The 23,552-nt window shown below is 69.5% G+C and carries 20 protein-coding genes; 6 read left to right on the forward strand and 14 right to left on the reverse strand.

The genetic code is table 11. The features are described from left to right. Positions 1-187: 187 nt before the first annotated feature. On the reverse strand, positions 188-877 hold the full coding sequence (locus tag SNOV_RS02325) for a helix-turn-helix domain-containing protein (RefSeq protein ID WP_013165297.1): 690 nt from the start codon (positions 875-877) through the stop codon (positions 188-190). Positions 878-1,017: 140 nt separating this feature from the next. Here SNOV_RS02325 and sthA point away from each other — a divergent pair, with 140 nt between their 5' ends. Further along, positions 1,018-2,412, forward strand: coding sequence for a Si-specific NAD(P)(+) transhydrogenase (gene sthA / locus SNOV_RS02330; RefSeq protein ID WP_013165298.1), 1,395 nt, complete (start codon positions 1,018-1,020; stop codon positions 2,410-2,412). On the opposite strand, the gene folD is transcribed toward sthA, so the two are convergent. From folD to SNOV_RS02360, 6 genes are all read right to left on the reverse strand, one after another. Next, positions 2,409-3,281 carry a bifunctional methylenetetrahydrofolate dehydrogenase/methenyltetrahydrofolate cyclohydrolase FolD gene (folD, locus tag SNOV_RS02335; protein WP_013165299.1) on the reverse strand — a complete coding sequence of 291 codons (873 nt, stop codon included), beginning with the start codon at positions 3,279-3,281 and terminating at the stop codon, positions 2,409-2,411. The two genes, sthA and folD, sit on opposite strands and share 4 nt — an antisense overlap. 11 nt (positions 3,282-3,292) lie before the next feature. Next, positions 3,293-4,162: a formyltetrahydrofolate deformylase gene (purU, locus tag SNOV_RS02340; protein WP_013165300.1), complete on the reverse strand. Its 870-nt coding sequence runs from the start codon at positions 4,160-4,162 to the stop codon at positions 3,293-3,295. Positions 4,163-4,238: 76 nt separating this feature from the next. Further along, positions 4,239-4,862 (reverse strand): sarcosine oxidase subunit gamma, encoded by a 624-nt coding sequence (locus SNOV_RS02345; protein WP_013165301.1) that lies wholly within the window; start codon positions 4,860-4,862, stop codon positions 4,239-4,241. Further along, the gene (locus SNOV_RS02350) at positions 4,855-7,836 is read right to left on the reverse strand and encodes a sarcosine oxidase subunit alpha family protein (protein WP_013165302.1); all 2,982 of its coding nucleotides are present in this window, start codon (positions 7,834-7,836) and stop codon (positions 4,855-4,857) included. The genes SNOV_RS02345 and SNOV_RS02350 overlap by 8 nt, the downstream gene beginning before the upstream one ends. Further along, positions 7,833-8,117 carry a sarcosine oxidase subunit delta gene (locus tag SNOV_RS02355; protein ID WP_013165303.1) on the reverse strand — a complete coding sequence of 95 codons (285 nt, stop codon included), beginning with the start codon at positions 8,115-8,117 and terminating at the stop codon, positions 7,833-7,835. The genes SNOV_RS02350 and SNOV_RS02355 overlap by 4 nt, the downstream gene beginning before the upstream one ends. Continuing rightward, a complete protein-coding gene (locus SNOV_RS02360; protein ID WP_013165304.1) occupies positions 8,117-9,367 on the reverse strand; it encodes a sarcosine oxidase subunit beta family protein in 1,251 nt (416 codons plus the stop codon). The genes SNOV_RS02355 and SNOV_RS02360 overlap by 1 nt, the downstream gene beginning before the upstream one ends. Positions 9,368-9,470: 103 nt before the next feature. Here SNOV_RS02360 and SNOV_RS02365 point away from each other — a divergent pair, with 103 nt between their 5' ends. Next, positions 9,471-10,442, forward strand: coding sequence for a LysR family transcriptional regulator (locus SNOV_RS02365; RefSeq protein WP_013165305.1), 972 nt, complete (start codon positions 9,471-9,473; stop codon positions 10,440-10,442). Positions 10,443-10,445: 3 nt separating this feature from the next. Here the strand turns inward: SNOV_RS02365 and SNOV_RS02370 are convergent, their stop codons facing one another. From SNOV_RS02370 to SNOV_RS02385, 4 genes are all read right to left on the reverse strand, one after another. Further along, complete coding sequence (locus tag SNOV_RS02370; protein ID WP_013165306.1) at positions 10,446-11,660, reverse strand: beta-ketoacyl-[acyl-carrier-protein] synthase family protein; 1,215 nt, start codon at positions 11,658-11,660, stop codon at positions 10,446-10,448. Beyond that, on the reverse strand, positions 11,660-11,929 hold the full coding sequence (locus SNOV_RS02375) for an acyl carrier protein (RefSeq protein ID WP_013165307.1): 270 nt from the start codon (positions 11,927-11,929) through the stop codon (positions 11,660-11,662). The genes SNOV_RS02370 and SNOV_RS02375 overlap by 1 nt, the downstream gene beginning before the upstream one ends. A 146-nt stretch (positions 11,930-12,075) precedes the next feature. Further along, positions 12,076-13,557: a GH1 family beta-glucosidase gene (locus SNOV_RS02380; protein ID WP_013165308.1), complete on the reverse strand. Its 1,482-nt coding sequence runs from the start codon at positions 13,555-13,557 to the stop codon at positions 12,076-12,078. Between the two features lie 19 nt (positions 13,558-13,576). Beyond that, positions 13,577-14,911, reverse strand: coding sequence for a GntT/GntP/DsdX family permease (locus SNOV_RS02385; RefSeq protein ID WP_013165309.1), 1,335 nt, complete (start codon positions 14,909-14,911; stop codon positions 13,577-13,579). A gap of 161 nt (positions 14,912-15,072) precedes the next feature. Here SNOV_RS02385 and SNOV_RS02390 point away from each other — a divergent pair, with 161 nt between their 5' ends. The 3 genes from SNOV_RS02390 to SNOV_RS02400 are packed head-to-tail and all read left to right on the forward strand — an operon-like array spanning position 15,073 to position 18,544. Beyond that, positions 15,073-16,413 carry a glycoside hydrolase family 5 protein gene (locus SNOV_RS02390; RefSeq protein WP_013165310.1) on the forward strand — a complete coding sequence of 447 codons (1,341 nt, stop codon included), beginning with the start codon at positions 15,073-15,075 and terminating at the stop codon, positions 16,411-16,413. Next, a complete protein-coding gene (locus SNOV_RS02395; RefSeq protein WP_013165311.1) occupies positions 16,410-17,924 on the forward strand; it encodes a malonate--CoA ligase in 1,515 nt (504 codons plus the stop codon). Before SNOV_RS02390 ends, SNOV_RS02395 begins: the two co-directional genes overlap by 4 nt. A gap of 59 nt (positions 17,925-17,983) precedes the next feature. Further along, a complete protein-coding gene (locus tag SNOV_RS02400) occupies positions 17,984-18,544 on the forward strand; it encodes a methylated-DNA--[protein]-cysteine S-methyltransferase (RefSeq protein ID WP_013165312.1) in 561 nt (186 codons plus the stop codon). Positions 18,545-18,560: 16 nt separating this feature from the next. On the opposite strand, the gene SNOV_RS02405 is transcribed toward SNOV_RS02400, so the two are convergent. Further along, positions 18,561-18,836, reverse strand: a complete 276-nt coding sequence (locus tag SNOV_RS02405; protein WP_041782720.1) for a metal-sensitive transcriptional regulator — start codon at positions 18,834-18,836, stop codon at positions 18,561-18,563. A gap of 74 nt (positions 18,837-18,910) precedes the next feature. Here SNOV_RS02405 and SNOV_RS02410 point away from each other — a divergent pair, with 74 nt between their 5' ends. After that, complete coding sequence (locus SNOV_RS02410; protein ID WP_013165314.1) at positions 18,911-21,400, forward strand: heavy metal translocating P-type ATPase; 2,490 nt, start codon at positions 18,911-18,913, stop codon at positions 21,398-21,400. Positions 21,401-21,500: 100 nt separating this feature from the next. Here the strand turns inward: SNOV_RS02410 and SNOV_RS02415 are convergent, their stop codons facing one another. Both SNOV_RS02415 and SNOV_RS02420 read right to left on the reverse strand, forming a co-directional pair. Next, positions 21,501-22,727, reverse strand: a complete 1,227-nt coding sequence (locus SNOV_RS02415) for an NAD(P)/FAD-dependent oxidoreductase (RefSeq protein ID WP_013165315.1) — start codon at positions 22,725-22,727, stop codon at positions 21,501-21,503. Next, a complete protein-coding gene (locus tag SNOV_RS02420) occupies positions 22,724-23,446 on the reverse strand; it encodes a lysophospholipid acyltransferase family protein (protein WP_013165316.1) in 723 nt (240 codons plus the stop codon). Before SNOV_RS02420 ends, SNOV_RS02415 begins: the two co-directional genes overlap by 4 nt. Positions 23,447-23,552 lie beyond the last annotated feature (106 nt).

Here is a 23,552-nt window from a genome sequence, read left to right on the forward strand (position 1 = left end):
TGTAGGCGAGGTGGGGCGGGACGTCAATGTAAGGGAATATAATTTTCTTAGGAAGAAACTTCGGTGCCGATCCCATTTCTGTCGTCATCCCGGCCGGAGGCGAAGCCGAGAGCGGGATCGCTCTCCGATTGGCTTGCGATCCCGGATCGGCCTGCAGCCGTCCGGGATGACAGCGACGGGAGACGGGTTACCCCGGCTGGCGCGGATAGATGATGATCGACAAATAGGTCATCGGCCGCACCAGCAATTCCTCCGGCCCGTGATTGGCGGCGGAATCGAACAGCAACGAATCGCCGGGGCGAAGGTGGTAGGTGCGGTCGCCGTGGCGGTAGATCACCTCGCCGGAGAGCATGTGGATGAACTCCACCCCGGCATGGCGGAAGCCGGTATAGGACACCGCCTCCTCGCTCAGCGTGATCAGGTAGGGCTCGACCACCACGTCGCCGCCGAGCGCATGGCCGAGCAGCTCGTACTGGTGCCCGACCTTGGTGCCGCGCCGCTCGATGCGCACGCCCTGGCCGGCGGGCACATAGGAGCAGTCTCGCTTTTCCTCGAAGGTGGTGAACAGGGTCGAGATCGGCACGTTGAGCGCGCTGGAGATCGCCTGCAGCGTGGCGAGGGAGGGCGAGATCAGCCCGTTCTCGATCTTCGACAGCATGCCGACCGAAATGCCGGCCGCGCTGGCGAGGTCGGAGACGGTGAGCTCGAGCTCGCGCCGCACCGCGCGCACCTGCTGGCCGAGCGCCTGCTCCAGCGTGCGCTCATTGACGAGCGGCGCGCCCGACCCGGTGCTGAGATCCTCATTCGTCGTCTCTGCCTTGGCGGCCGGCCTGCGGGACGTGTCGGTCAAGTCTGGCTCCCTTTTCGACCGGACCATGGGAGCCCTTTCGCCGGCAAAAGCCAAGTCTCGCAGAGCAAAAGCCAAGCCTTCGGGTGCAATCGACCGTCATCGAAGCTTGGCATTCATCGTGCATCGATGGGCGGCGATCCTGCTGCCCCAATGGTCCGGCGTCCTCCATGTACGACTACGACATGATCGTCATCGGCAGCGGTCCCTCCGGGCGCCGCGCCGCCGTGCAGTCCGCCAAGATCGGCAAGTCGGTGCTGGTGATCGAGAAGGGCCGCCGCGTCGGCGGCGTCTCGGTCCACACCGGTACCATCCCCTCGAAGACGCTGCGCGAGACGGTGCTGAACCTCTCCGGCTGGCGCGAGCGCGGCTTTTATGGCCGCGCCTACCGGGTAAAGCAGGACATCGGCGCCGGTGACCTGATGGCGCGGCTGCACAAGACGCTCGACCACGAGGTCGAGGTGCTGGAGCATCAGTTCGCGCGCAACGGGGTGAAGAACGCGCGCGGCGAGGCGCGCTTCCTCGACCCGCACACCATCGAGATCACCGGCGAGACCGGCGAGATCGAGACGGTGACCGGCGAGCACGTCCTCATTGCCGTGGGCACCAAGCCGTTCCGCCCGGATTACGTGCCGTTCAACGGCATGACTGTGTTCGACAGCGACGAGATCGTCGACCTGCCCAAGCTGCCGCGCAGCCTGGCGGTGATCGGCGCCGGGGTGATTGGGGTCGAATACGCCACGATCTTCAGCGCACTGGATGTCGCGGTGACGCTCATAGAGCCGCGCACGAGCTTCCTCGACTTCATCGACAAGGAGCTGATCGAGGAATTCACCCATGAGCTGCGCGACCGCAATGTCGGCCTGCGCCTCGGCGCGGCGGTCACCTCGATCACACTCGGCCCCGATGAACGCCCGGTGTGCAAGCTGGCTGACGGGCGCACCGTGCAGGCGGACATGCTGCTCTTCGCCGCCGGCCGCGTCGGCGCCACCGACCGGCTGAACCTCGACGCGGCGGGGCTTAACGTCGACCATCGCGGGCGGCTGAAGGTCGATCCGAAGACGCTGCAGACCGAGGTGCCGCACATATACGCCGCCGGCGACGTGATCGGCTTCCCCAGCCTCGCCTCCACCTCGATGGAGCAGGGCCGCGTCGCCGCCTGCCACGCCTTCGGCCTGGAGCCGCCTCCGCCGCCGGAGTTCTTCCCCTATGGCATCTATTCGGTGCCGGAGATGTCGACGGTCGGCATGAGCGAGGAGGAGGTGCGCAAGCGCGAGATCCCCTATGAGTGCGGCATCGCCCGCTTCCGCGAGACCTCGCGCGGCCACATCATGGGGCTGAGCAACGGCATGATGAAGATGATCTTCTCGGTGAAGACGCGCCGTCTGCTCGGCGTGCACATCGTCGGCGAGGGCGCGACCGAGCTGATCCACATCGGCCAGGCGGTGCTCAACCTGAAGGGCACGATCGACTATTTCATCGAGAACACGTTCAACTACCCAACGCTCGCCGAGGCCTACAAGATCGCCGGCCTCGACGCATGGAACCGCATGCCGCGGGTCTAGGAACCCACCTGCCGCTTCGCCGCCGTCAGTGTGTTCGCCAGCAGGCAGGCGATGGTCATCGGGCCGACGCCACCGGGGACAGGGGTGATGGCGCCGGCGATGCCTTGCGCTTCCTCGAAAGCCACGTCGCCCACCAGCCGGTGCTTGCCGTTCGGCCCCGTGATCCGGTTGATGCCGACGTCGATCACGGTGGCGCCCGGCTTGATCCAGTCGCCGCGGATCATCTCCGGCCGGCCCACTGCGCCGATGAGGATGTCGGCGCGCCGGCACACCTCGGGTAGGTCGCGGGTGCGCGAGTGGGCGATCGTGACGGTGCAGTCCTCGCGCAGCAGGAGCTGCGCCAGCGGCTTGCCGACGATGTTGGAGCGCCCGACCACCACCGCCTCCAGCCCGGCGAGCGAGCCGAGTGCATCCTTGAGCAGCATCACGCAGCCGAGCGGCGTGCAGGGCACCAGCGCGTCGATACCCACCGCGAGCCGGCCGGCATTGACGACGTGGAAACCGTCGACGTCCTTGGCCGGGTCGATGGTGGACAGCACCGCCTGCGCGTCGATATGGCCGGGCAGGGGAAGCTGCACGAGGATGCCGTGCACTTCCTTCTCGGTGTTGAGCGTGGCGATCAGCGCCAGCAGTTCGGCCTGCGTGGTGCTCGCCGGCAGCTTGTGCTCGATGGAGGCCATGCCGGCCTCCACAGTCTGCTTGCCCTTGTTGCGCACATAGACGGAGCTGGCCGGATCCTCGCCGACCAGCACCACCGCGAGGCCCGGCGTCACGCCGGTCGCGGCGTGGAAGGCGGTCACCTCGCTCGCCACGCGCTTGCGCAGCTTCTCCGCGAAGGCCTTGCCGTCGATGATCCGGGTCTCGACCATGCTTCGCCCCCTCAGTCGCGGAAAACGACGGTGCGGTGGCCGTTTAGCAGCACACGGTCGTCGAGATGCCAGGCCAGCGCCCGCGCGAGCACGCGGCGCTCGATGTCGCGGCCCTTGCGCACCAGGTCATCAGCGGTGTCCTGGTGACTGATCCGCTCCACGTCCTGCTCGATGATCGGGCCTTCGTCGAGGTCGGAGGTGACGTAATGGGCGGTGGCGCCGATCAGCTTCACCCCGCGCTCATGCGCCTGGTGATAGGGCTTGGCGCCCTTGAAGCCGGGCAGGAAGGAGTGGTGGATGTTGATGCAGCGCCCCGAAAGCTTGGCCGAGAGCCCGTCCGACAGCACCTGCATGTAGCGGGCGAGCACCGCCACTTCGGCGCCGGACTTCTGGAACAGCTCCCAAAGCTGGGCTTCCTGCTCCATCTTGGTCTGCTTGGTGACCGGCAGATAATGGAACGGGATGTCCGCGAAATCGAGATGGGCGTAGGTCTCGCGCGGGTAATTGGCGATGATGCCGGCGATCTCCATCGGGATCTCGCCGATGCGCCAGCGATAGAGCAGGTCAGCGAGGCAGTGGTCGAACTTGGAGACCAGCAGCATCACCCGGCGCTTCTGGTTGCGCCCGCGCAGGCGCCAGTTCAGCGCGAACTTCTCCGCCACCGCCTCGAATTCCGCCTTCAGCTCCGCGATGGCCCCGGAATCGGCAGCGCGGTCGAACACGACGCGCATGAAGAAGCGGCCGCTCTCCGTGTCGTCGAACTGCTGCGCTTCCAGGATGTTGCCGCCGCGCTCGAACAGGAAGCTCGCCACTGCGGCGACGATGCCGGGGCGGTCGGGGCAGGAGAGGGTGAGGACGTAGGGCTCGGTCATATCGGTCATGTCGATCTCGTCGCAGCGCCGGCGGCGCGGTTTTAAGGGAGATGAGGTGTCAGGGGAAGCGCGCGGCGCGCCGCCCTCAACCTCGTCCCTCAGAACCCTGGTTTTCCAGACGCAGACCGTATTCGGCGGCGCTGGCGATCAGGAAACGGGTGAAGCTCGCCTCATAGCTGCGCCCCACCAGCACCCGCCAGTTCTTCTCGCCGCTCCGCCACAGCGTCACGCCGATATGGGCGATGACGGTGGTGGCAGCGTCGCCCACATGGAAGGCGACCGGATCGAGGTCTATCAACGCTCCCTTGGCGAGCATGTCCGGCGCCCTGTCACCAGTGACGCTAAAGGTGACATTGCCGTCGCTCTGCTCTGTCACCATGGCCTCGGTGCCAAGGATGGCGCGCAGCGTGCCGAAGAGGTCGGCGTCGGTGCGCGACAGCACGAGGAAGCGGCCCGGCGCGGTGCCGATGACGGTGGTGTTGCCCTCGATGGCGGCGTGCGGGCGGTCGGCCAGCGTGACCGAGAAGGCGCGGTTCAGGCGGTCGACCACGCTCGCCGCCTTGCCCGGCCGGGCGACGACGAGGGCGACGAAGGGCTCGGCGATGGAGGCGACCACGCCCGGCTCGCCCGCGACGCCATAGGCGCCGGCCGGCGGCAGCCGGTCGAAGGCGATCCCGGCGAGAGGGTCGTGAGACGAACGGTCAGCCACGCAGACGCTCCCCTTGCGGATCGATGAAGGCCGGCGCGCAGACCTCTAGCTCAAATTCCTCGCCGCGCACCGGGTCATAGGCGCGCACCCGGTCGCCGATGCGTTTCGCCCCGCCCTTGAGCAGGCCGAGGCCGATCCAGTGGCCGAGCTGCGGTGAATAGGCGACGGAGGTCATGTAGCCCTCGTCATGCGCCGTGTCGGCCGGCGCGCCGAGGCCGAGGAAATGCGCGCCTGCGCGCAGGCGCTTCGTCCGGTCCGCCGGCCGGAAGCCGACGAGGCTCGGGCGGTCGGGGTCGACGAGGCCCGGCCGGCCGGCCATGACGCGGCCAATATAATCCTTCTTGGCCGAGGCCATGCGGCCGAGGCCGAGATCGCCGGCCGTGGTCTGGCCGGACAATTCGTTGCCGGAGACGTGGCCCTTCTCGATGCGCATCACGCCGAGCGCCTCGGTGCCGTAGGGGGTGATGCCGTATTCGTGGCCGGCCTGCATCAGCGCCTGCGCCAGCTTCGCTCCCTGCCGGGCCGGCACGGCGATCTCATAGCCGAGCTCGCCGGAGAAGGAGAGGCGGAAGAGGCGCGCCTTCACCCCGCCCATCACCGTGCCTTCGATCGCGCCCATGAAGGGCAGGGCGGCATCGGACACATCGACGCCCTTGTCGACGACGCGGGACAGCACGGTGCGCGCCACCGGGCCGGCGATGGCGATCTGCGCCCAGTGCTCGGAGACCGAGGCGAGCGAGACGTCGAGTTCCGGCCACAGCACCTGCAGGCAGAATTCGAGATGCTGGAAGACCTTGGCGGCGTTCGCCGTGGTCGTGGTCATCACATAGTGCTCGGGCGCCAGCCGGGCGGTGGTGCCGTCGTCCATCACCATGCCGTCCTCGCGCAGCATGACGCCGTAGCGCGCCTTGCCGACGGCAAGTGTCGAGAAGGTGTTGATGTAGACGCGGTCGAGGAAGGCGCCGACGTCCGGGCCTTGCAGGTCGATCTTGCCGAAGGTCGAGACGTCGATCAGCCCGACCGACGAGCGCACCGCCTTGACCTCGCGGGTGACGGTCTCCAGCCAGTCCTTCTCGCCCTTGCGCGGGAAATATTGCGCGCGCAGCCACGGGCCGGTCTCGACGAAGACCGCGCCCTGCCTGGCCGCCCATTCATGGGTGGGCGTCAGGCGCACGGGGCGAAAATCCTTGCCCCGGTGATGCCCGGCCAGCGCGCCCAGGGAGACGGGCGTGTAGGGCGGGCGGAAGATCGTCGTGCCGGTCTCGGCGATGGAAGCGCCGGTCAGCTCGGCCATGATGGCGAGGCCGGTGACATTGGAGGTGCGGCCCTGGTCGGTCGCCATGCCGAGCGTCGTATAACGCTTGAGATGCTCGACCGAGCGGAAGCCCTCGCGATGGGCGATGCCGACATCCTTGGCGGTGACGTCGTTCTGCAGGTCGACGAAGGCGGCCCCCTTCGAGTCCGCCACATGCCAGAAGGGCTTGAGGGCGGTGCTTTCCTCGCTCGTATGCGGCACGTCGAGCGGCGGCACCGGGAAGCCGAGCGCCTCCGCGGCTTCGGCGCCCTGCTGCGCGCCTTCCTTCAGGATGGCGCCCAGGGCGAAGCTGCCATTCGCCGCGCCGGCGACCGCGAGGCCGGGCGGCGTGCTGCCGGGCACGAAGGCCGCGACGGCCTCGTTCCACACCGGCTTGCCGCCGTGATGGCAGGTGAGGTGGACGGCCGGCGACCAGCCGCCGGAGACGGCGAGCGTGTCGATATAGAGCGTTTCGCGCCCGCGCCCGGAGGCGGCGACGTCGATGGTGCGCAGCTTCTTGCCGTGGGTGGCGATCACGCGCGCGCCGGTGAAGATCCGGATGCCCTTCGCCTTCGCAGCCTCGGTCAGCACTGAGGCAACGTCGCCGCGCACATCGACGATGGCCTCGACATTGGCGCCGGCGGCCTGCGCCGCCAGCATGCCGCGCCAGGCGGCGTCGTTATTGGCGAAGAGGGCGACGTGTCGGCCCGGCCGCACGGCGAAGCGCTGCACATAGGTGCCGACCGCGCCGGCCAGCATCACGCCCGGTCGGTCATTGCCGCCGAAGACGATGGGCCGCTCGGTGGCGCCGGCCGCCAGCACGGCGCGCCGCGCCACGATACGCCAGAACCTGTGGCGCGGCTGGAAGGGCGCCGGCACGCGCAGATGATCGCCCACCTTCTCCAGCGCGCCATAGGTGCCGCCGTCATAGACGCCGAACACGGTGGTGCGAGGCATCACCCGCACATTGGGCAGGCTCGCCAGCTCGGCGGCGACATGGGCGGCGTAGGCGGCGCCCGGCTGCCCGCCGATCTCGTGGACCTCGGCATTCAGGCGACCGCCGGGCAGGAAGTCCTCGTCGGCGAGGATGACGCGGGCGCCGGTGCGCCCGGCGGCGAGCGCCGCCATCAGCCCGGCCGGGCCGGCGCCGATCACCAGCACGTCGCAGAAGGTGGTGGCCTTCTCATAATGGTCGGGGTCATTGCCTTCGGCTGCGCGGCCGAGGCCGGCGGCGCGGCGGATGAAGGGCTCGTAGAGCTTCTCCCACGCCTTCGCCGGCCACATGAAGGTCTTGTAATAGAAGCCGGCGCCGAGGAAGGGCGAAACGAGCCGGTTCACGCTCAGCACGTCGAGGCCGAGCGAGGGCCAGCGGTTCTGGCTGGTCGCCTCCAGCCCGTCATAGAGCTCGGCGACGGTGGCGCGGGTGTTGGGCTCGCGCCGGCCGCCGTCGCGCAGCTCGACCAGCGCGTTCGGCTCCTCCGCGCCGGCGGAGAAGATGCCGCGCGGGCGATGGTACTTGAACGAGCGGCCGACCAGGCGCACGCCGTTCGCCAGCAGCGCCGAGGCCAGCGTGTCGCCGGCATGGCCACGATAGCGGCGGCCGTCGAAGAAGAAGTCGAGCACCTGCGAGCGGTCGATCAGGCCGCCGGCATCGAGACGGTTGCGCTGGGCGCGGCTCATGCGGCGTCTCCCGCCGGCGTGTCGGCCTCGCGCGCGGCGCGGGCGCCGGCGATGGCATGGGTGCGGGTGTCGCGCTCGACCTTCAGCCACTGGCGGCAGCCATTGGCGTGGTACCACCACTCGATGTGGGCGCCGGCCGGGTTGTCGCGCAGGTAGACGTAGTCGTGGAAGCGCTGCTCCGCGTCCTCGGCGGCGGGATCGGGCCGCGCCGGCGTGGCGTCGCCGAGATAGGCGAACTCGTGGGCGTCGCGCTCGCCGCAATAGGGGCAGGGAATGCGCATCAGTGCAGGTTCGGCTGGGCGCCGACTCCCTTCTCGTCGATGAGATGGCCGGTGCGGAAGCGGTCGAGCCGGTAGGCGCCGCCGACATCGTGGAATTCGTCCTTCGCCAGCAGATGCGCGAAGCACCAGCCCGAGGCCGGGGTGGCCTTGAAGCCGCCATAGCACCAGCCGGCATTGAGATAGAGGCCGGGCACCGGCGCGCGGTCGATGATGGGCGAGCCGTCCATCGACATGTCCATGATGCCGCCCCACATGCGCAGCAGCCGCAGCCGGCCGATGCGGGGCATCAGCGCCATGCCGCTCTCGGCGACGTCCTCGATCACGGGGAGGTTGCCGCGCTGGGCGTAGCTATTGTAGCCGTCGATGTCGCCGCCGAAGACGAGGCCGCCCTTGTCGGACTGCGAGATGTAGAAATGCCCGGCGCCGAAGGTGATGACGCCGTCGATCAGCGGCTTCAGCCCCTCGGAGACGAAGGCCTGCAGGACGTGGCTCTCGATCGGCAGGCGAAGGCCGGCCTTCTGTGCCACGCGCGAGGACGAGCCGGCGACCGCAAGGCCCACCTTGGCCGAACGGATCGGCCCGCGGGAGGTCTCGACGCCGACGATCGCCTCGCCCTCGCGCAGGAAGCCCGTGACCTCGCAGTTCTGGATGATGTCGACGCCGAGCCGGTCGGCGGCACGGGCATAGCCCCAGACCACCGCGTCGTGGCGGGCGGTGCCGCCGCGGCGCTGGAGCAGGCCGCCCTGTACGGGGAAACGGGTATTGTCGAAGTCGAGGAACGGGTACATGGCCCGCACCTGCCGCTGGTCCAGCAGCTCCGAATCCGCCCCCGCCAGCCGCATGGCATTGCCGCGCCGCGCATAGGCGTCGCGCTGGGCGTCGGAATGGAAGAGGTTCAGGATGCCGCGCTGGCTGACCATCGCGTTGTAGTTCAGCTCCTGCTCCAGCCCTTCCCAGAGCTTCATCGACCATTCGTAGAACGGCTCGTTGCCCGGCAGCAGGTAGTTGGAGCGGATGATGGTGGTGTTCCGCCCGGCATTGCCGGAGCCGATATAACCCTTTTCGATCACCGCCACGTTGTGGATGCCGTGGACCTTGGCGAGATAGTAGGCCGTTGCCAGCCCGTGGCCGCCGCCGCCGACGATGATCACGTCATAGGAGGGCTTGGGCGCGGCGTCGCGCCAGGCGGGCGTCCAGCCCTTCTGCCCGGTGAGGCCGTTCTTGAGGATGCTGAGCCAGGAATAATGCATCGGGAGCAGTGCTCGGCGGGATCGGCGTGGATGTGGCTGAGAGCTATAGGCGAGAGCCGATCCGCTGATAATATAAGTTTCACTTATAATCTCCAGCGGCGCCATGGCACAGCCCGACACCCTTCCCTTCGACCTGCGTTCGCTGGAGCTGTTCCTCGCCGTCTGCGACGCCGGCACCATGGCGCAGGCGGCGCGCCGGCTCGGGCTGACGCAGCCGGCGATCTCGCAGGCGGTGGCCGAGATGGAGCGGCGCATGGGCGTCGCGCTGTTCGACCGCAGCGCCCGGCCGCTCGCCCTCACCGCCGCCGGCGGGGCGCTGCGCCAGCGGGCGAGTGCGCTGCTCTCCGAGGCGCGGCAGATCGCGCCGCTGCTGCGCGAGGCGGAACGGGCGCGGCTGCCGCTGATCCGCACGGGGATCGTGGATTCGCTCTCGCGCGTGCTGATCGCGCCGCTGGTGCGGGCCCTGGCCGAGAAGGCGGAGCAGGTGTCGCTGCTTTCCGGCCTCACCGCCGCCCATGCCGGGGCGCTGCTGACGCGCCAGCTCGACCTGTTGGTCGGTGCCGACGCGCTCGACGAGATCGAGGGGCTGGAGCGCTGGCCGCTGCTCACCGAGCCCTATGTGCTGCTGATGCCGGCGAACCTGCCCGCGCCTTCGCGGGTCGCCGACATCGAGGAACTGACCCGCACCGTGCCGCTGGTGCGCTTCTCCGCCCGCTCCAAGACCGGCATGGAGGTGGAGCGGCATCTGCGCCGGCTGCGGCTCGAACTGCCGCGCCCGCTGGAGTTCGACACGCCTTATGGGGTGACGGCGGCGGTGGCGGATGGGGCCGGCTTCGCCGTGACCACGCCGCTGTGCCTGATCGAGGCCGCCGTGCCGCTGGACGGGCTCGCCTGCCATGCGCTGCCCGGTCCGGGGCTGGCGCGGCACCTCACTTTGATCGCCCGCCGCCAGGAGCTCGGCCGCCTGCCGCGCGAGATCGCCGCCTTCTGCCGCGAGCGGCTGTTGGCGTCGAAGCCGGCGGTCGCGGCGCTGGTGGGGGAGGGGCTGGCCGAGGGGTTCAGGGTCGAGCCGTGAGGCTCACCCCTCGTACCGCCTCACCGCCAGCACGGCGTTGAGGCCGCCGAAGGCGAAGGAGGAGGAAATCGCCACCTCGATCGGCGCCTCGCGCGAGGCGTTCGCCACGCAGTCGATGTCACATTCCGGGTCGGCCTCGTTGAAGCCCATGGTCGGCGGCAGGAAGCCCTCGCGCAAAGCCAGAACCGTGGTCACGAGGTCGAGCGCGCCCGAGGCGTTCATCGTATGGCCGTACTGCGACTTCGACGAGGAGACCGGCAGCCTGTCGAGATGAGCGCCGAACACATGGCGCAGCGCCGCCGTCTCGGTCTTGTCGTTGAGCACCGTGGCGGTGCCATGGGCGCTCACATAGCCGACCTGTTCCGGTGCGAGGCCGGCATCCTCCAGCGCGAAGCGCATGGAGGCCGCGGCGCTCGCCATGTCGGGGGCGGTGATGTCCATGCCGTCGGCGCTCATGCCGAAGCCGACCAGCTCGGCATGGATGGTGGCGCCACGGGCGATGGCGCGGTCCATGTTCTCCAGCACCACCGCGCCGCCGCCCTCGCCGATGACGAGCCCGGCCCGGTCCTTGGAGAAGGGATGGCAGCCATCGGGGGCGAGCACCCGAAGGGCTTCCCAGCTCTTCAGCATGCCGTAGGTGATCTGCGATTCCGCGCCGCCGGCCACCGCCACGTCCAGCATGCCGGAGCGGATCATGTGGAAGGCGGTGCCGATCGCGTGCGAGGCCGAGGAGCAGGCCGAGGCGATGGAGAAGGAGGGGCCGTGGATGCCGAGGTCCATGGTGACATGGCTCACCTGCCCGCTCGGCATGGCGCGCGGCACGGTGAAGGGGTGCGGGCGCGGCGCCTTGTCGGCATAGAGCTTGCGGTAGCTGTCGTCGACGGCGTGGAACCCGACCGAGGCGGCGAAGATGGCGCCGGCGCGATGGCGTGCCGCGCCCTCCAGCGCCGGGCCGGCGTCGGCCAACGCCTGCCGGGCGACGACGACGGCGAATTGCGACGTGCGGTCGAGCAGGCCGAGCTGGCGCGGATCGAAATGATCCTCCGGCACGAAGCCGCGGACCTCGGCCGAGATCTTGGTCTTCATGGTGGAGACGTCGACGCCCTGCGTCTCGCCGATGCCCACCGTGCCGGCGCGCAGGCCCGCCAGATGCGACGGCACATCCTGGCCCAGCGCCGAGAGGGAGCCGAGCCCGGTGATGGCGACGCGCGCCGGCATCAGGCGGTCTTGGCCTTCTGCGCCGCGAGCAGCTCGGCGACGTGCTGGACGAGTGTGCCGACGGTCACGTCATTGCCGCTCAGCGGGCCGTCATTGGGTATCTCGATGCCGAAGCGGCTTTCCAGCTTGAAGATGGTCTCGATCAGGTCGAGCGAGGAGATGCCGAGCTCGGAAACCGGCGTCTCGGGGGTCAGCAGGTTCGAATCGACCCCGACCTCGCCGGAGATGAAGTCGACGATTTCAGCAACGGCGGGATCGTCTGTCTGCATGCGTCTGCTCTGTTGTCCGTCCGGCGAGATGCCTGAAGCTGAGGTTACGTCTGGTATCACATAGAAGGGCGGCTCAAGCCAGCAGCGTCAAATGACCGACATATGTGTCCGGCGCATGTCACTCGCCCGCAAACCGAAATCCGCCGTCACGGCCGCGCGGCGGCGTGCGCCCGCATGACCTGCGAAAGATACAGATAGGACGCCTTTGGCGTGCGCTGCTGGGTGGCGAAATCCACGTTGATCAGGCCGAAGCGCCGGCGCTCGCCCTCGGCCCACTCGAAATTGTCGAGCAGCGACCAGGCGAAATAGCCGTTGAGCGCGCAGCCCTGGCGGATCGCCTCGCTACAGGCGACGAGATGGGCGCGGATGTACTCCACACGCTCGGGATCCTGCACCACGCCATTCGCGGGCGCGGGGTCCTCGTAGCAGGCGCCGTTCTCGGTGATGAAGACCGGCGGGTTGCCATATTGGTCGCGCAGCCTTGTCAGCACCTCGACCAGTCCCTGCGCGCTGATCGGCCAGCCGAGCAGCGTGCGCGGCGTGCCTTCCGGCACCGCGCCATAGCCGGCCTGGGCGAGGAAGGCGGCGGGGTCGTGCTTGATCCAGGACGGCCCGTAATAGTTCATGCCGAGGAAGTCGACGGGAACGCGGATCGCCTCCATGTCGCCGGGCTTCACCAGCTGGGCGAACACGTTCTCGAACGGTGCCGGGTAGCTTCCCTTGAACAGCGGGTCGAGGTTGATCGTGTTCCAGCAGGCGTCGAAGCGCTGGGCGGCGGCGAGGTCGGCCGGGTCCTGCGAGGCCGGGTAGATCGGCTGCAGCGAGAACACCGTGCCGAGCTTGAGGTTGCTCCGCAGCGCCCGCACCGCCGTGATGCCGGTACCCTGCGCGAGGTTCTGGTGGTGCTGGGCCATGACGTAGCTCGGCCAGCCGGTGAGCCCCGGCGCGTGGTTGCCGAAGCCGTGGCCGAAGATGGCGTGCACGGAGGGCTCGTTGAGCATGGCCCAGGGCTTCACGCGGTCGCCGAGCCGGCCCACCGCGGCGCGGGCATAGTCGGCGAACCAGCCGGCCATGTCGCGATTGTGCCAGCCGCCGCGGTCCTGCAGCGCCTGCGGCAGGTCCCAGTGATAGAGGCAGGCCATGGGCAGGATGCCGCGCTCCATGAGCTTGTCGACGAGGCGGTCGTAGAAATCGAGGCCGGCGGCGTTCACCTGCCCGGTGCCGTCGGGGATGACGCGCGGCCAGGCTATGGAGAAGCGGTAGGCCTGGAAGCCGCCCTTCGCCATCAGTTCGACGTCGCCGGGATAGCGGTTGTAGTGGTCGCAGGCGATGTCGCCATTGGTGCCGTCGGCGATGCGGCCGGGTGTGTGCGAGAAGGTGTCCCAGATGGAGGGCTTGCGCCCGCCTTCCTTCACCGCGCCCTCGATCTGGTAGGAGGAGGTCGAGGCGCCCCAGACGAAGCCGGGCGGCAGCTGCGGCTGGCCGGCGGGCGACAGCGGCTGCACCTGTGCGGGAGCCGGCGGCATCGCTACGGGGGGCTGCCCCTGCTGCGCCCTCGCGCCGAGCGGCAAGGCGGGCAGGGCGGTTGCGGCGACGGCGGAGGCGAGGAAGTCGCGGCGTCGGAGCATCGGGGATTCCCTTGAGGACCTATCCGGCGATGAGCCGGAACAGCATCAGCACGGCGACGGCGAGCGCGCCCTGCAGCGCGGTGCCGACCGACAGGCGCGCGAGCGCCGCTGGGGGCGTAAAGCCGCCGGCGCGGGCAACGAGCCAAAAGAATCCGTCATTTATTTGCGACACCGTCATGGCGCCGGCCCCAACGGCGAGCGCGGCCAGCGTCCGGCCGGTGGGGTCGTCGAGGCCGAGTGGGGCGAGAAGCTCCATCATCATGCCCGCGGCGGTGATGGCGGCGACGAGGGACGAGCCCTGCAGCGTCTTGACGATCGCGGCGAGCGCGAAGGGCACGAGCAGCGCGAGCGCGCCGTGGGCGGGCAGGAGGTCGATCGCCGTCTCGGCCACCATCTCGGCGGTGCCGGTGTCCTGCACCACCTTCGCCAGGCCGCCGGCCGCGCCGACGATGAGCAGCAGCGGCGCGACCCGGGCGAAGGCGCGGGCCGCCCAGCCCTCCTCGCCGAGCCCGCCGGGCTCCCAGTTCCAGCTCAGCAGCAGGAGCAGGCCGACGCCCACCGCCACCAGCAGCATCGGGCTGCCGAGGGCGAGGATGAAGAGGCGGTCATTGCCACCGCCGAACGGCTCGGAGGCGATGTCGCCGAGCGACTGCACGATCAGCAGCGCGATCAGCACGAGGCTGGTGACGAGTAGCGCCAGCGCGCCGCGGCGGGGTGCGTGCAGGGTCTCGCCGCCGATGCTCTCCGCCGTGTCGACCGGGCGGGGCGCGTCAGTGGCGGCGAGGCGGGCGAAGAACATGCCGAGCAGCACGCAGAGGATGGCCGCCGGCAGGCCGATGAACGCTGCGAGAAGCCAGTCGCCGCGCAATATGGTGAGGTTCGCCAGCATCACCGGGGCGGGGATGAGAAGGCCATGGCCGGCCGAGAGCGACAGGCCGAGCACCAGAGCGGAGCGCGGGCTGTCGCCGCCGATGCCGCGCCGCAGCGGGTCGAGCACCGCGAAGGCGGCGCCCGGCGTCGAGCCCATGCCGCCGATCAGCCCGAGCAGTGCGAGCGGCGGCGAACGCCGGCGCCAGCCGCGCGCCATCTGCTGCAGCCGCGCCGTGGCGCCGGTGCCGTCGGCGATCTCGGCCATCAGCGCCCCCGCCACCACGACGAGGCCGAGCGCCGCTAGCGACTGGCTGAAGCCGGTGCCGAAGCTCTTGACCACATAGCCCAGCGACCAGCCGATGCCCCAGTTGAAGGCGAAGGCGGCGGCCACGAGGGCGAGGAAGGCATGGACCCTGCCGCGCGCCGTGAGAAGCGCGAAGACGGCCACGACGGCGACGAAGATGGCGGCGTAGGTCAGGTACATGGGTGAGGCATCAACGGGCGGGAGCAAGGGCGGAACGCGTCAGGCTTAGCCTGCCCGGCCCGCGCTGTCACCGTGCCGGAGGCGCGCACCAGCCCTCAATTACCTTAGGCCGAGTCAGGTCCGCCATTGCCGCCGCGCGCCGGCTTTTATAGGTTCCTGCCATGATCTTTCACTTCCTCTCCCGCCTCCTCCCGCTCGCCGTCCTGCTTCTCGCCGCCGCGCCTCTCGCGCGCGCCCAGAGCGACGCGCCGGCCTCCCCGACACCGGGCTTCGTGCGCGTCGAGGGCAAGCGCTTCGTCAATCCGGACGGCTCGACCTTCCCGATCCGCGGCATGAGCTTCGGCAACTGGCTGCTGCCGGAAGGCTACATGTTCAAGTTCACCGTCCAGCGCTCGCCGGCGGACATCGAGGGCGTGATCGAATACCTCGCCGGCCCGGAGGAAGCGGCGCGGTTCTGGAAGGATTTTCGCGAGACCTACATCCGCGAAGAGGATGTCGCCTTCCTCGCCGCTTCCGGCTTCACCACGGTGCGCGTGCCGCTGCACTGGAAGTTCTTCCTCGACCCGAAGAACCCGGACAGCGTCGACCCGAACGGCGAAGGCTGGGTGCTGATCGACCGGCTGGTCGGCTGGGCGAAGACCCACGGCATCAAGCTGATTCTCGACATCCACGCCGCCCCCGGCGGGCAGACCGGGGTGAACCACGACGACGGCGTCGGCTACCCGCTGACCTTCTACGTGCCCGAGTTCAAGCGCCGCACCATCACCATGTGGCGCGCCATCGCGGAGCGCTACCGCGACGAGACCGCCGTGCTCGGCTACGACCTGCTCAACGAGCCGGTCACGCCCTATCACGACACCGATTTCCTGAACTCGCGGCTCGAGCCCTTCTACCGCGACCTGGTGACGGCGATCCGCGAAGTCGACCCGAACCACCCGATCATGCTCGCCGGGGCGCAGTGGAGCACGAATTTCGACGTGTTCGGCCCGCCCTTCGCCGAGAACCTCGGCTACACCTACCACATGTTCTGGGCGGCCCCTCAGCGCAGCTCGATCCAGAAATACGCCAACTTCGCCAATCGCTGGCAGGTGCCGATCTTCGTCGGCGAGACCGGCGAGCTGAACAATGACTGGAACGCCCAGTTCCGCGCGCTGAACGAGCGCTTCGGCATCGGCTGGAGTTTCTGGACCTACAAGAACCTGGATTCACCCTCGACTGTCGCCTCGATCCGGAAGCCGGCCGGCTGGGACGCGATCGCGCATTTCGGCAGTGTGCCGCGTAGCCAATGGGCGACGATGGACAAGCCGTCGCGCGAGGCCGTGCAGGCGACGCTGCGCGCCTATCTCGACAATGCGCGCTTCGCCAACACCGCGGTCAATCGCGGCTATGTCGCCTCGCTCGGGCTGAAGGTTCCCGAGACCGCGTCGACCGGCGCCCCCTGCGGCCGCCTTGCCTCGCTCGACCCCGCCGGCGCGTCCCAGCTCGAAACCCCCTGCCCATGACCAACCATCTGTTCGACACCCTCCGGGCTGGCCAGCCGGAGGGCGGGCGCGTGTTCATCGCGACGCCGGAGGGCGCCGTCTTCACCTATGCCGACATGGAGCGGCGGGCGGCGCAGTACGCCAATGCGCTGGTTTCGCTGGGCGTGAAGCCCGGCGACCGGGTGGCGCTGCAGGTGGAGAAGAGCGTCGAGGCGATCTTCGCCTATCTCGGCACGGTTCGAGCCGGCGGCGTGTTCCTGCCGCTGAACACCGCCTATACGGCGCCGGAGATCGACTATTTCCTCGGCGATGCCGAGCCGGCGGTCTTCGTCTGCGATCCGGCGGCCGAGGCGACGCTGGCGCCGATCGCAAGGGCGCGGGGCGTCGCGCATCTGTTCACCCTCGACGCCGACGGCAAGGGAACCCTGAGCGCGGCGGCGGACGCGGCGGCGGCGAACTTCGAGGACGTAGAGCGCGGGCCGGACGACCTCGCCGCGCTGCTCTATACGTCGGGCACCACCGGGCGCTCCAAGGGCGCCATGCTCACCCATGACAACCTCGCCTCCAACGCGCTGGCGCTGGTCGACACCTGGCGCTTCGGGCCGGAGGACGTGCTGATCCACGCCCTGCCGATCTTCCACACGCACGGCCTGTTCGTCGCCACCAATGTGATCCTGGCGGCCGGCGCGTCGATGATCTTCCTGCCGAAGTTCGACCCCGAGGCGATCCTCAGGCTGATGGGCCGGGCGAGCGTCATGATGGGGGTGCCGACCTTCTACACCCGCCTGCTCAAGGCGCCCGGCCTCACCCCCGAGGCGGCGGCGAAGATGCGGCTGTTCATCTCCGGCTCGGCGCCGCTTCTGGCCGACACGCACCGCGAATGGCGGGCGCGGACGGGCCACGCCATCCTCGAACGCTACGGCATGACCGAGACCGGCATGAACACCTCCAACCCCTATGACGGCGAGCGCATAGCCGGCACGGTCGGCATGCCCCTGCCGGGGGTGAGCCTGCGCGTCGTCGCGCCCGACGACGGGACGGAACTCGGCGCCGGCGAGATCGGCATGATCGAGGTGAGGGGGCCGAACGTCTTCAAGGGCTACTGGCGCATGCCGGAGAAGACCGCCGCCGAATTTCATGACGGCTGGTTCGTCACCGGCGACCTCGGGCTGATCGGCCCGGATGGCTATGTGCAGATCGTCGGGCGCGGCAAGGACCTCGTGATCTCCGGCGGCTACAACGTCTACCCCAAGGAGATCGAGAGCGAAATCGACGCGCTGGACGGCGTGGTCGAGAGCGCGGTGATCGGCTTGCCGCACGCCGATTTCGGCGAGGGGGTGACGGCGGTGGTGGTCGCCCGCCCCGACGCGGCGCTGGACGAGAAGGCGGTGGTTGCGGCGCTGGAGGGGCGGCTTGCCCGCTACAAGCTGCCCAAACGGGTGATCTTCGTCGACGACCTGCCGCGCAACACCATGGGCAAGGTGCAGAAGAACCTGCTGCGCGAGCAGTACAAGGCGCTCTACGCGGGGTGAGGCGGGATCGGGTTGGTCGCGCCGGCAAAGCGACCTAGCTTTCACCAGGGAGGAAAGCCATGGACCCGCTTGCGCAGCATTATCTGGTGTTCGAGACCGCACGCGGCTTTTGCGGCCTCGCCTGGAGCGCCGCCGGCATCACCCGCTTCCAGTTGCCCACGTCGAGCGCCGCCGCCACCGAGCGCAACCTGCTGCGGCGGGTGCCGGTGGCGCGGCCCGGCGAGCCGACGCCCGAGATCGCCGAGACGGTTGCCGCTGTGCGGCGCTATTTCGATGGCGAGACGGTCGATTTCTCCGACGTGCGGCTCGACCTTGGTGAGCAGGAGGCCTTCTTCGCCGATATCTATGCCGCGCTCCGCCGCGTCGGCTGGGGCGCGACCACCACCTATGGCGCGCTGGCGAAAGAACTCGGCGCGGGGCCGGAGGCGGCGCGCGACGTCGGGCAGGCGATGGCGCGCAACCCGGTGCCGCTGATCATCCCCTGCCACCGCGTGCTGGCCGCCGGCGGCAAGCTCGGCGGCTTCTCCGCGCCGGGCGGGGCGGACACCAAGGCGCATATGCTGGAGCTCGAAGGCGTCGATCTCAGGCCGCCGGCACCGGCGCAGGGATCGCTTTTCTAGCCGCCCTTGCCGGCGTTCACGCCTTCAGCTTGCCGAGCACGGCGATCAGCTCGGAGACCTTGCCGCGCTGCTCGTCGGCGTCGCCGGACTGGATGGCGTGCTCGACGCAGTGAGCGACGTGGTCGCGCAGCACTTCCTCCTCCACCTTCTTGAGTGCAGCCCGCACCGCCGCCACCTGAGTGACGATGTCGATGCAGTAGCGGTCCTCCTCGACCATGCGCGAGAGGCCGCGGACCTGGCCCTCGATGCGGCTGAGGCGTTTCAAACAAGCATTGCGTGTTTCATTCTGCATGCTTGCCATATACCCCTGTCGGGTATATATCGCAAGTACCGAATACCCAAGTGGGGTATGGACAGGAGATGGCGATGGCGGATCACGAACATGAAGCGAAGCCGAGCGGCGCGTCCTGCTGCGGCAGCCATGCCAAGGCGCCTTCGGAGAAGCCCGCCGAGGCCGCCGATTCCTGCTGCGGCAGCCATGATCACGACCACGCCGGCCACGACCACTCCCATCATGGCCACGCCCACGCGCAGGGCCATACGCATGACCACGCAGGGGCCGCAGCCCACATGGCCAAGGACCCGGTCTGCGGCATGGATGTCGACCCGCACACCGCCCAGCACCGGGCCGAGCATGGCGGGCGGACCTATTATTTCTGCTGCGCCGGCTGCCGGACCAAGTTCGTCGCCGACCCCGAGAAATATCTCGGCGAGCGGGCGCCGGTCGCGCCGGTGCCGGAAGGCACCGAATATACCTGCCCGATGCACCCGGAAGTGCGCCAGATCGGCCCCGGCTCCTGCCCGATCTGCGGCATGGCGCTCGAGCCGGTGCTGGTGAGCCTCGACGACGGGCCGAACCACGAGCTCGTCGACATGACCCGCCGCTTCTGGATCGGCCTCGCGTTGGCCGTGCCGGTGGTGGTGCTGGAGATGGGCGGCCATTTCCTGCCGGCGGTGCACCATTTCATTCCGCCGCAGCTCTCCAACTGGATCCAGCTCGTGCTCGCCACCCCGGTGGTGCTGTGGGCCGGCTGGCCGTTCTTCGAGCGCGGCTGGCAGTCGTTGCTGACGCGCAACCTCAACATGTTCACGCTGATCGCGCTCGGCACCGGCGTCGCCTATCTCTACAGCCTCGTCGCGGTGCTGGCGCCCGGCGTCTTCCCGCCGGCCTTCCGCGACGCGCAGGGGGCGGTCGCGGTCTATTTCGAGGCGGCGGCGGTGATCACCGTGCTGGTGCTGCTCGGCCAGGTGCTGGAGCTGCGCGCCCGCGAGCAGACCTCCGGCGCCATCAAGGCGCTGCTCGACCTCGCGCCCAAAACCGCGCTGCGCATCAATCCGGACGAGAGCGAGGAGGAGATCCCGCTCGACCAGGTCGCGGTCGGCGACAAGCTGCGGGTGCGCCCCGGCGAGAAGGTGCCGGTGGACGCGCAGGTGGTCGAGGGCCGCTCGGCGGTGGACGAATCCCTCGTCACCGGCGAATCCATGCCGGTCACCAAGACCGAAGGCGACCATGTCATTGGCGGCACGCTGAACCGCTCGGGCGGCCTCGTCGTCGCCGCCGAGAAGGTCGGGCGCGACACCATGCTGGCGCGCATCGTGCAGATGGTGGCGGAGGCGCAGCGCTCGCGCGCGCCGATCCAGCGTCTCGCCGACCAGGTGTCGGGCTGGTTCGTGCCGCTGGTGGTGCTGTGCGCCGTGCTCGCCTTCGCCGCCTGGGCGGTGTGGGGGCCGGAGCCGCAGCTCGCCCATGCGCTGATCGCCGCGGTGGCGGTGCTGATCATCGCCTGCCCCTGCGCGCTCGGCCTCGCCACGCCGATGTCGATCATGGTCGGCGTCGGGCGCGGCGCGCAGATGGGCGTGCTGATCAAGAACGCCGAGGCGCTGGAGCGCATGGAGAAGATCGACACGCTGGTGGTCGACAAGACCGGCACGCTGACCGAGGGCCAGCCTTCCGTCACCGCCATCGTGACGTCGGAAGGCGTCGAGGAGGCCGAGGCGCTGCGTTTCGCTGCCGCGGTCGAGCGGCCCTCCGAGCATCCGCTGGCGCGCGCCATCGTGACGGCGGCGCAGGACCGCAGCCTCGACATCCCCAAGGTGCGCGGCTTCGATTCACCCGTCGGCAAGGGCGCCTATGGCCTCGTCGACGGAAAGCGGGTGGTGCTCGGCAGCGCCGGCTTCCTCAAGGAGCTCGGCATCGCGACGGATGCGCTCGCCGGGCAGGCGGACGAGCTGCGGCGCGAGGGCGCGACTGCCATCTTCGTCGGCATCGACGGCAAGGCGGCGGCGGTGGTCGCCATCGCCGACCCGGTGAAGGCGACGACGCCGCAGGCGCTGGCCGACCTCGCGAGCGAGGGCATCCGCGTGGTCATGCTGACCGGCGACAACCGCACGACGGCGGAAGCCGTGGCGCGCCGGCTCGGCATCACCGAGGTCGAGGCCGAGGTGGCGCCGGACCAGAAGGCGGCGGTGGTCGAGAAGCTCAAGCGCGAGGGCCGCGTCGTCGCCATGGCCGGCGACGGCGTGAACGACGCGCCCGCGCTCGCCAGCGCCGATGTCGGCATCGCCATGGGCTCGGGCACGGACGTCGCCATCGAGAGCGCCGGCGTGACGCTGCTGCGCGGCGATCTCGGCGGTATCGTGCGGGCGCGGCGCCTGTCGGAGGCGACGATGAGCAACATCCGGCAGAACCTGTTCTTCGCCTTCATCTACAACGCCGCCGGCGTGCCGATCGCGGCGGGAGTGCTGTACCCGGTGTTCGGCCTGCTGCTCTCGCCGATGATCGCCGCGCTCGCCATGTCGCTGTCCTCGGTCAGCGTCATCGCCAATGCCCTGCGGCTGCGCGCGGCGAAGGTGTGACACACCACTTCCCCTCATCCCCGGGCTTGACCCGGGGACCCAGGGAGACTGGGTGCGCCAAGTCACTGGGTGGCGGGGTCAAGCCCGGCCATGAGGGTGTTCATTTCCCCAGCAGGCTCTTTAGCTCGAAGCTCTCGTCCGCCGCCTGCTCGGGAGTGATCGTCGGCGTGCCGGCGAGCAGGCGCCGGCCGAGCATGTGGTCGGCGGGGCGGTTGACGCTCTCTATTGCCGTCAGCACGCCATCCCGGAAGCGGAACACCGAGAAGCGGCGGGAAGCCGGGTCGCCGCGCAGCACGGCGTCGTCGGTCGGGCCGGCGAGGCCGACCATCTGAAGCTTCAGGTCGGACTGGTCGCTCCAGAACCACGGCACCGCCGCATAGGGCGCCGGCCTGCCGGTGAGCCGGGCGGCGACGGCCTTGGCCTGGTCCACCGCGTTCTGCACCGATTCCAGCCGCACCAGTCCATCGGCAAAGCGGCTCGGATAGGCCACCGCGTCGCCGATGGCCGAGATGGCGGGGTCCATGGTGGAGAGATGCGCGTCGACCACGATGCCGTTGGCCACTTCCAGCCCGGCTTCGGCGGCGAGCTCGACATTGGGGGTCACGCCGATGCCGACGACGACGAAATCGGCCGGGTGCACCATGCCGTCCGTCGTCTCGACGCCGGTCACATGGCCGGCGGCGCCGATGAGTCCAATCACGCCGGCGCCGAGCAACAGGCTCGTGCCCATGCTCGTATGGGCGTCCGCGAAGAAGGCCGACATTTCCGGCGAGACCGCGCGGGCGAGGGGACGGGCGGCCGCCTCGATCACCGTCACCTCATGGCCGAGCGTGCGGGCGACGGCGGCGAATTCCAGCCCGATGAAGCCGGCGCCGATCACCACCACGCGGCGCGCACCTTCGAGCCGTTCTCTGAGCGCATCCGCATCGGCGTGGCTGCGCAGATAGTACACGCCCGCCAATTCGCGCCCCGGCACTGGCAGCGGCCGGTTGCGGGCGCCGGTGGCGAGGATCATGTGCGCGTAGGGCAGGGCTTCCCCGCCTTCCAGCACGACCCGCTGCGCCGCGCGGTCGATGGCCTCGGCGCGGGCGTTGACTATCTGGATATCGTGGTCGGCGAAGAAGGCGGCGGGACGCAGCTCGATCTGCTCGATGCCGGCATCACCCTTCATATAGGCCTTGGAGAGCGGCGGGCGCTGATAGGGCAGGCCCGGTTCCTCACCGACCAGCGTCACCGGGCCCGTGAAGCCCGCCTCGCGCAACGAGGCCGCCGCCTGGAAGCCGCCCTGTCCGGCGCCGACGATGACGATGCCTTCCTGCCTGCTCATGCGGCCTCCTGCGCCTGCGCGACCAGCCGGTCGCGCTCGTCATAGATCGCCGCGGAAAGCCGCTCCATGAACTCGGCCTCCGGCAGGCCGGCCGGGATCGGCGGCAGGAAGGAGACGGTGATCTCGCCGGGCCTGATCTCGAAGCTGCGCGCCAGCCAGAACAGGCCGGCATTGTGCACCATCGGTACCACGGGAAGCCCGAGCGCCTTGTAGAGCAGCACCACGCCGCGCTGCATCGGCGCGCGCACATCCACCGGCTGGCGGGTGCCTTCCGGGAAGATCAGCAGGCTGCGGCCTTCGGCTGCGGCCTCGCGGCCCTCGCGGAACATCTTCTTCATCGCCGTGCCGCCGCCGGCGCGGTCGATGGCGATCATCGGGGATTTCCTGAGGAACCAGCCGAAGACCGGGATTTTGTAGAGCTCTTCCTTGAGGATGATGGCGACGTCCGGCACCAGCACCGCGCTGGCGATGGTCTCGAAGGTCGACTGGTGGTTGGCGACATAGAGCGCCGGCCCGTCCGGCCGGTTGGCCTCGCCGATGGTGCGGCAGGAGACGCCGACAATGCGCAATATCGCCAGCACGCCGCCGGCCCAGATCCGCGAGAAGCGCCGCGTCGCCCTCGGCGCGTTGCGCAGGGCGTAATAGGGGATGGTCGGCGCCAGCAGCACCGTCCACAGGACCAGCAGCACGAGGAAGGCGGACGAGCGCAGGCGGGACATAGGCGGCGGAATCTCGGGCGGCGGAATTTCGGAAACGATGCGCCGGGTCTAGCAGATCGGTGGCGCCGGAGGGAGGGGCAGGCGATGGCGTAGGCGTCGGGCCTGA

Source organism: Ancylobacter novellus DSM 506, from assembly GCF_000092925.1.
In the GTDB taxonomy this organism is placed as follows: domain Bacteria; phylum Pseudomonadota; class Alphaproteobacteria; order Rhizobiales; family Xanthobacteraceae; genus Ancylobacter; species Ancylobacter novellus.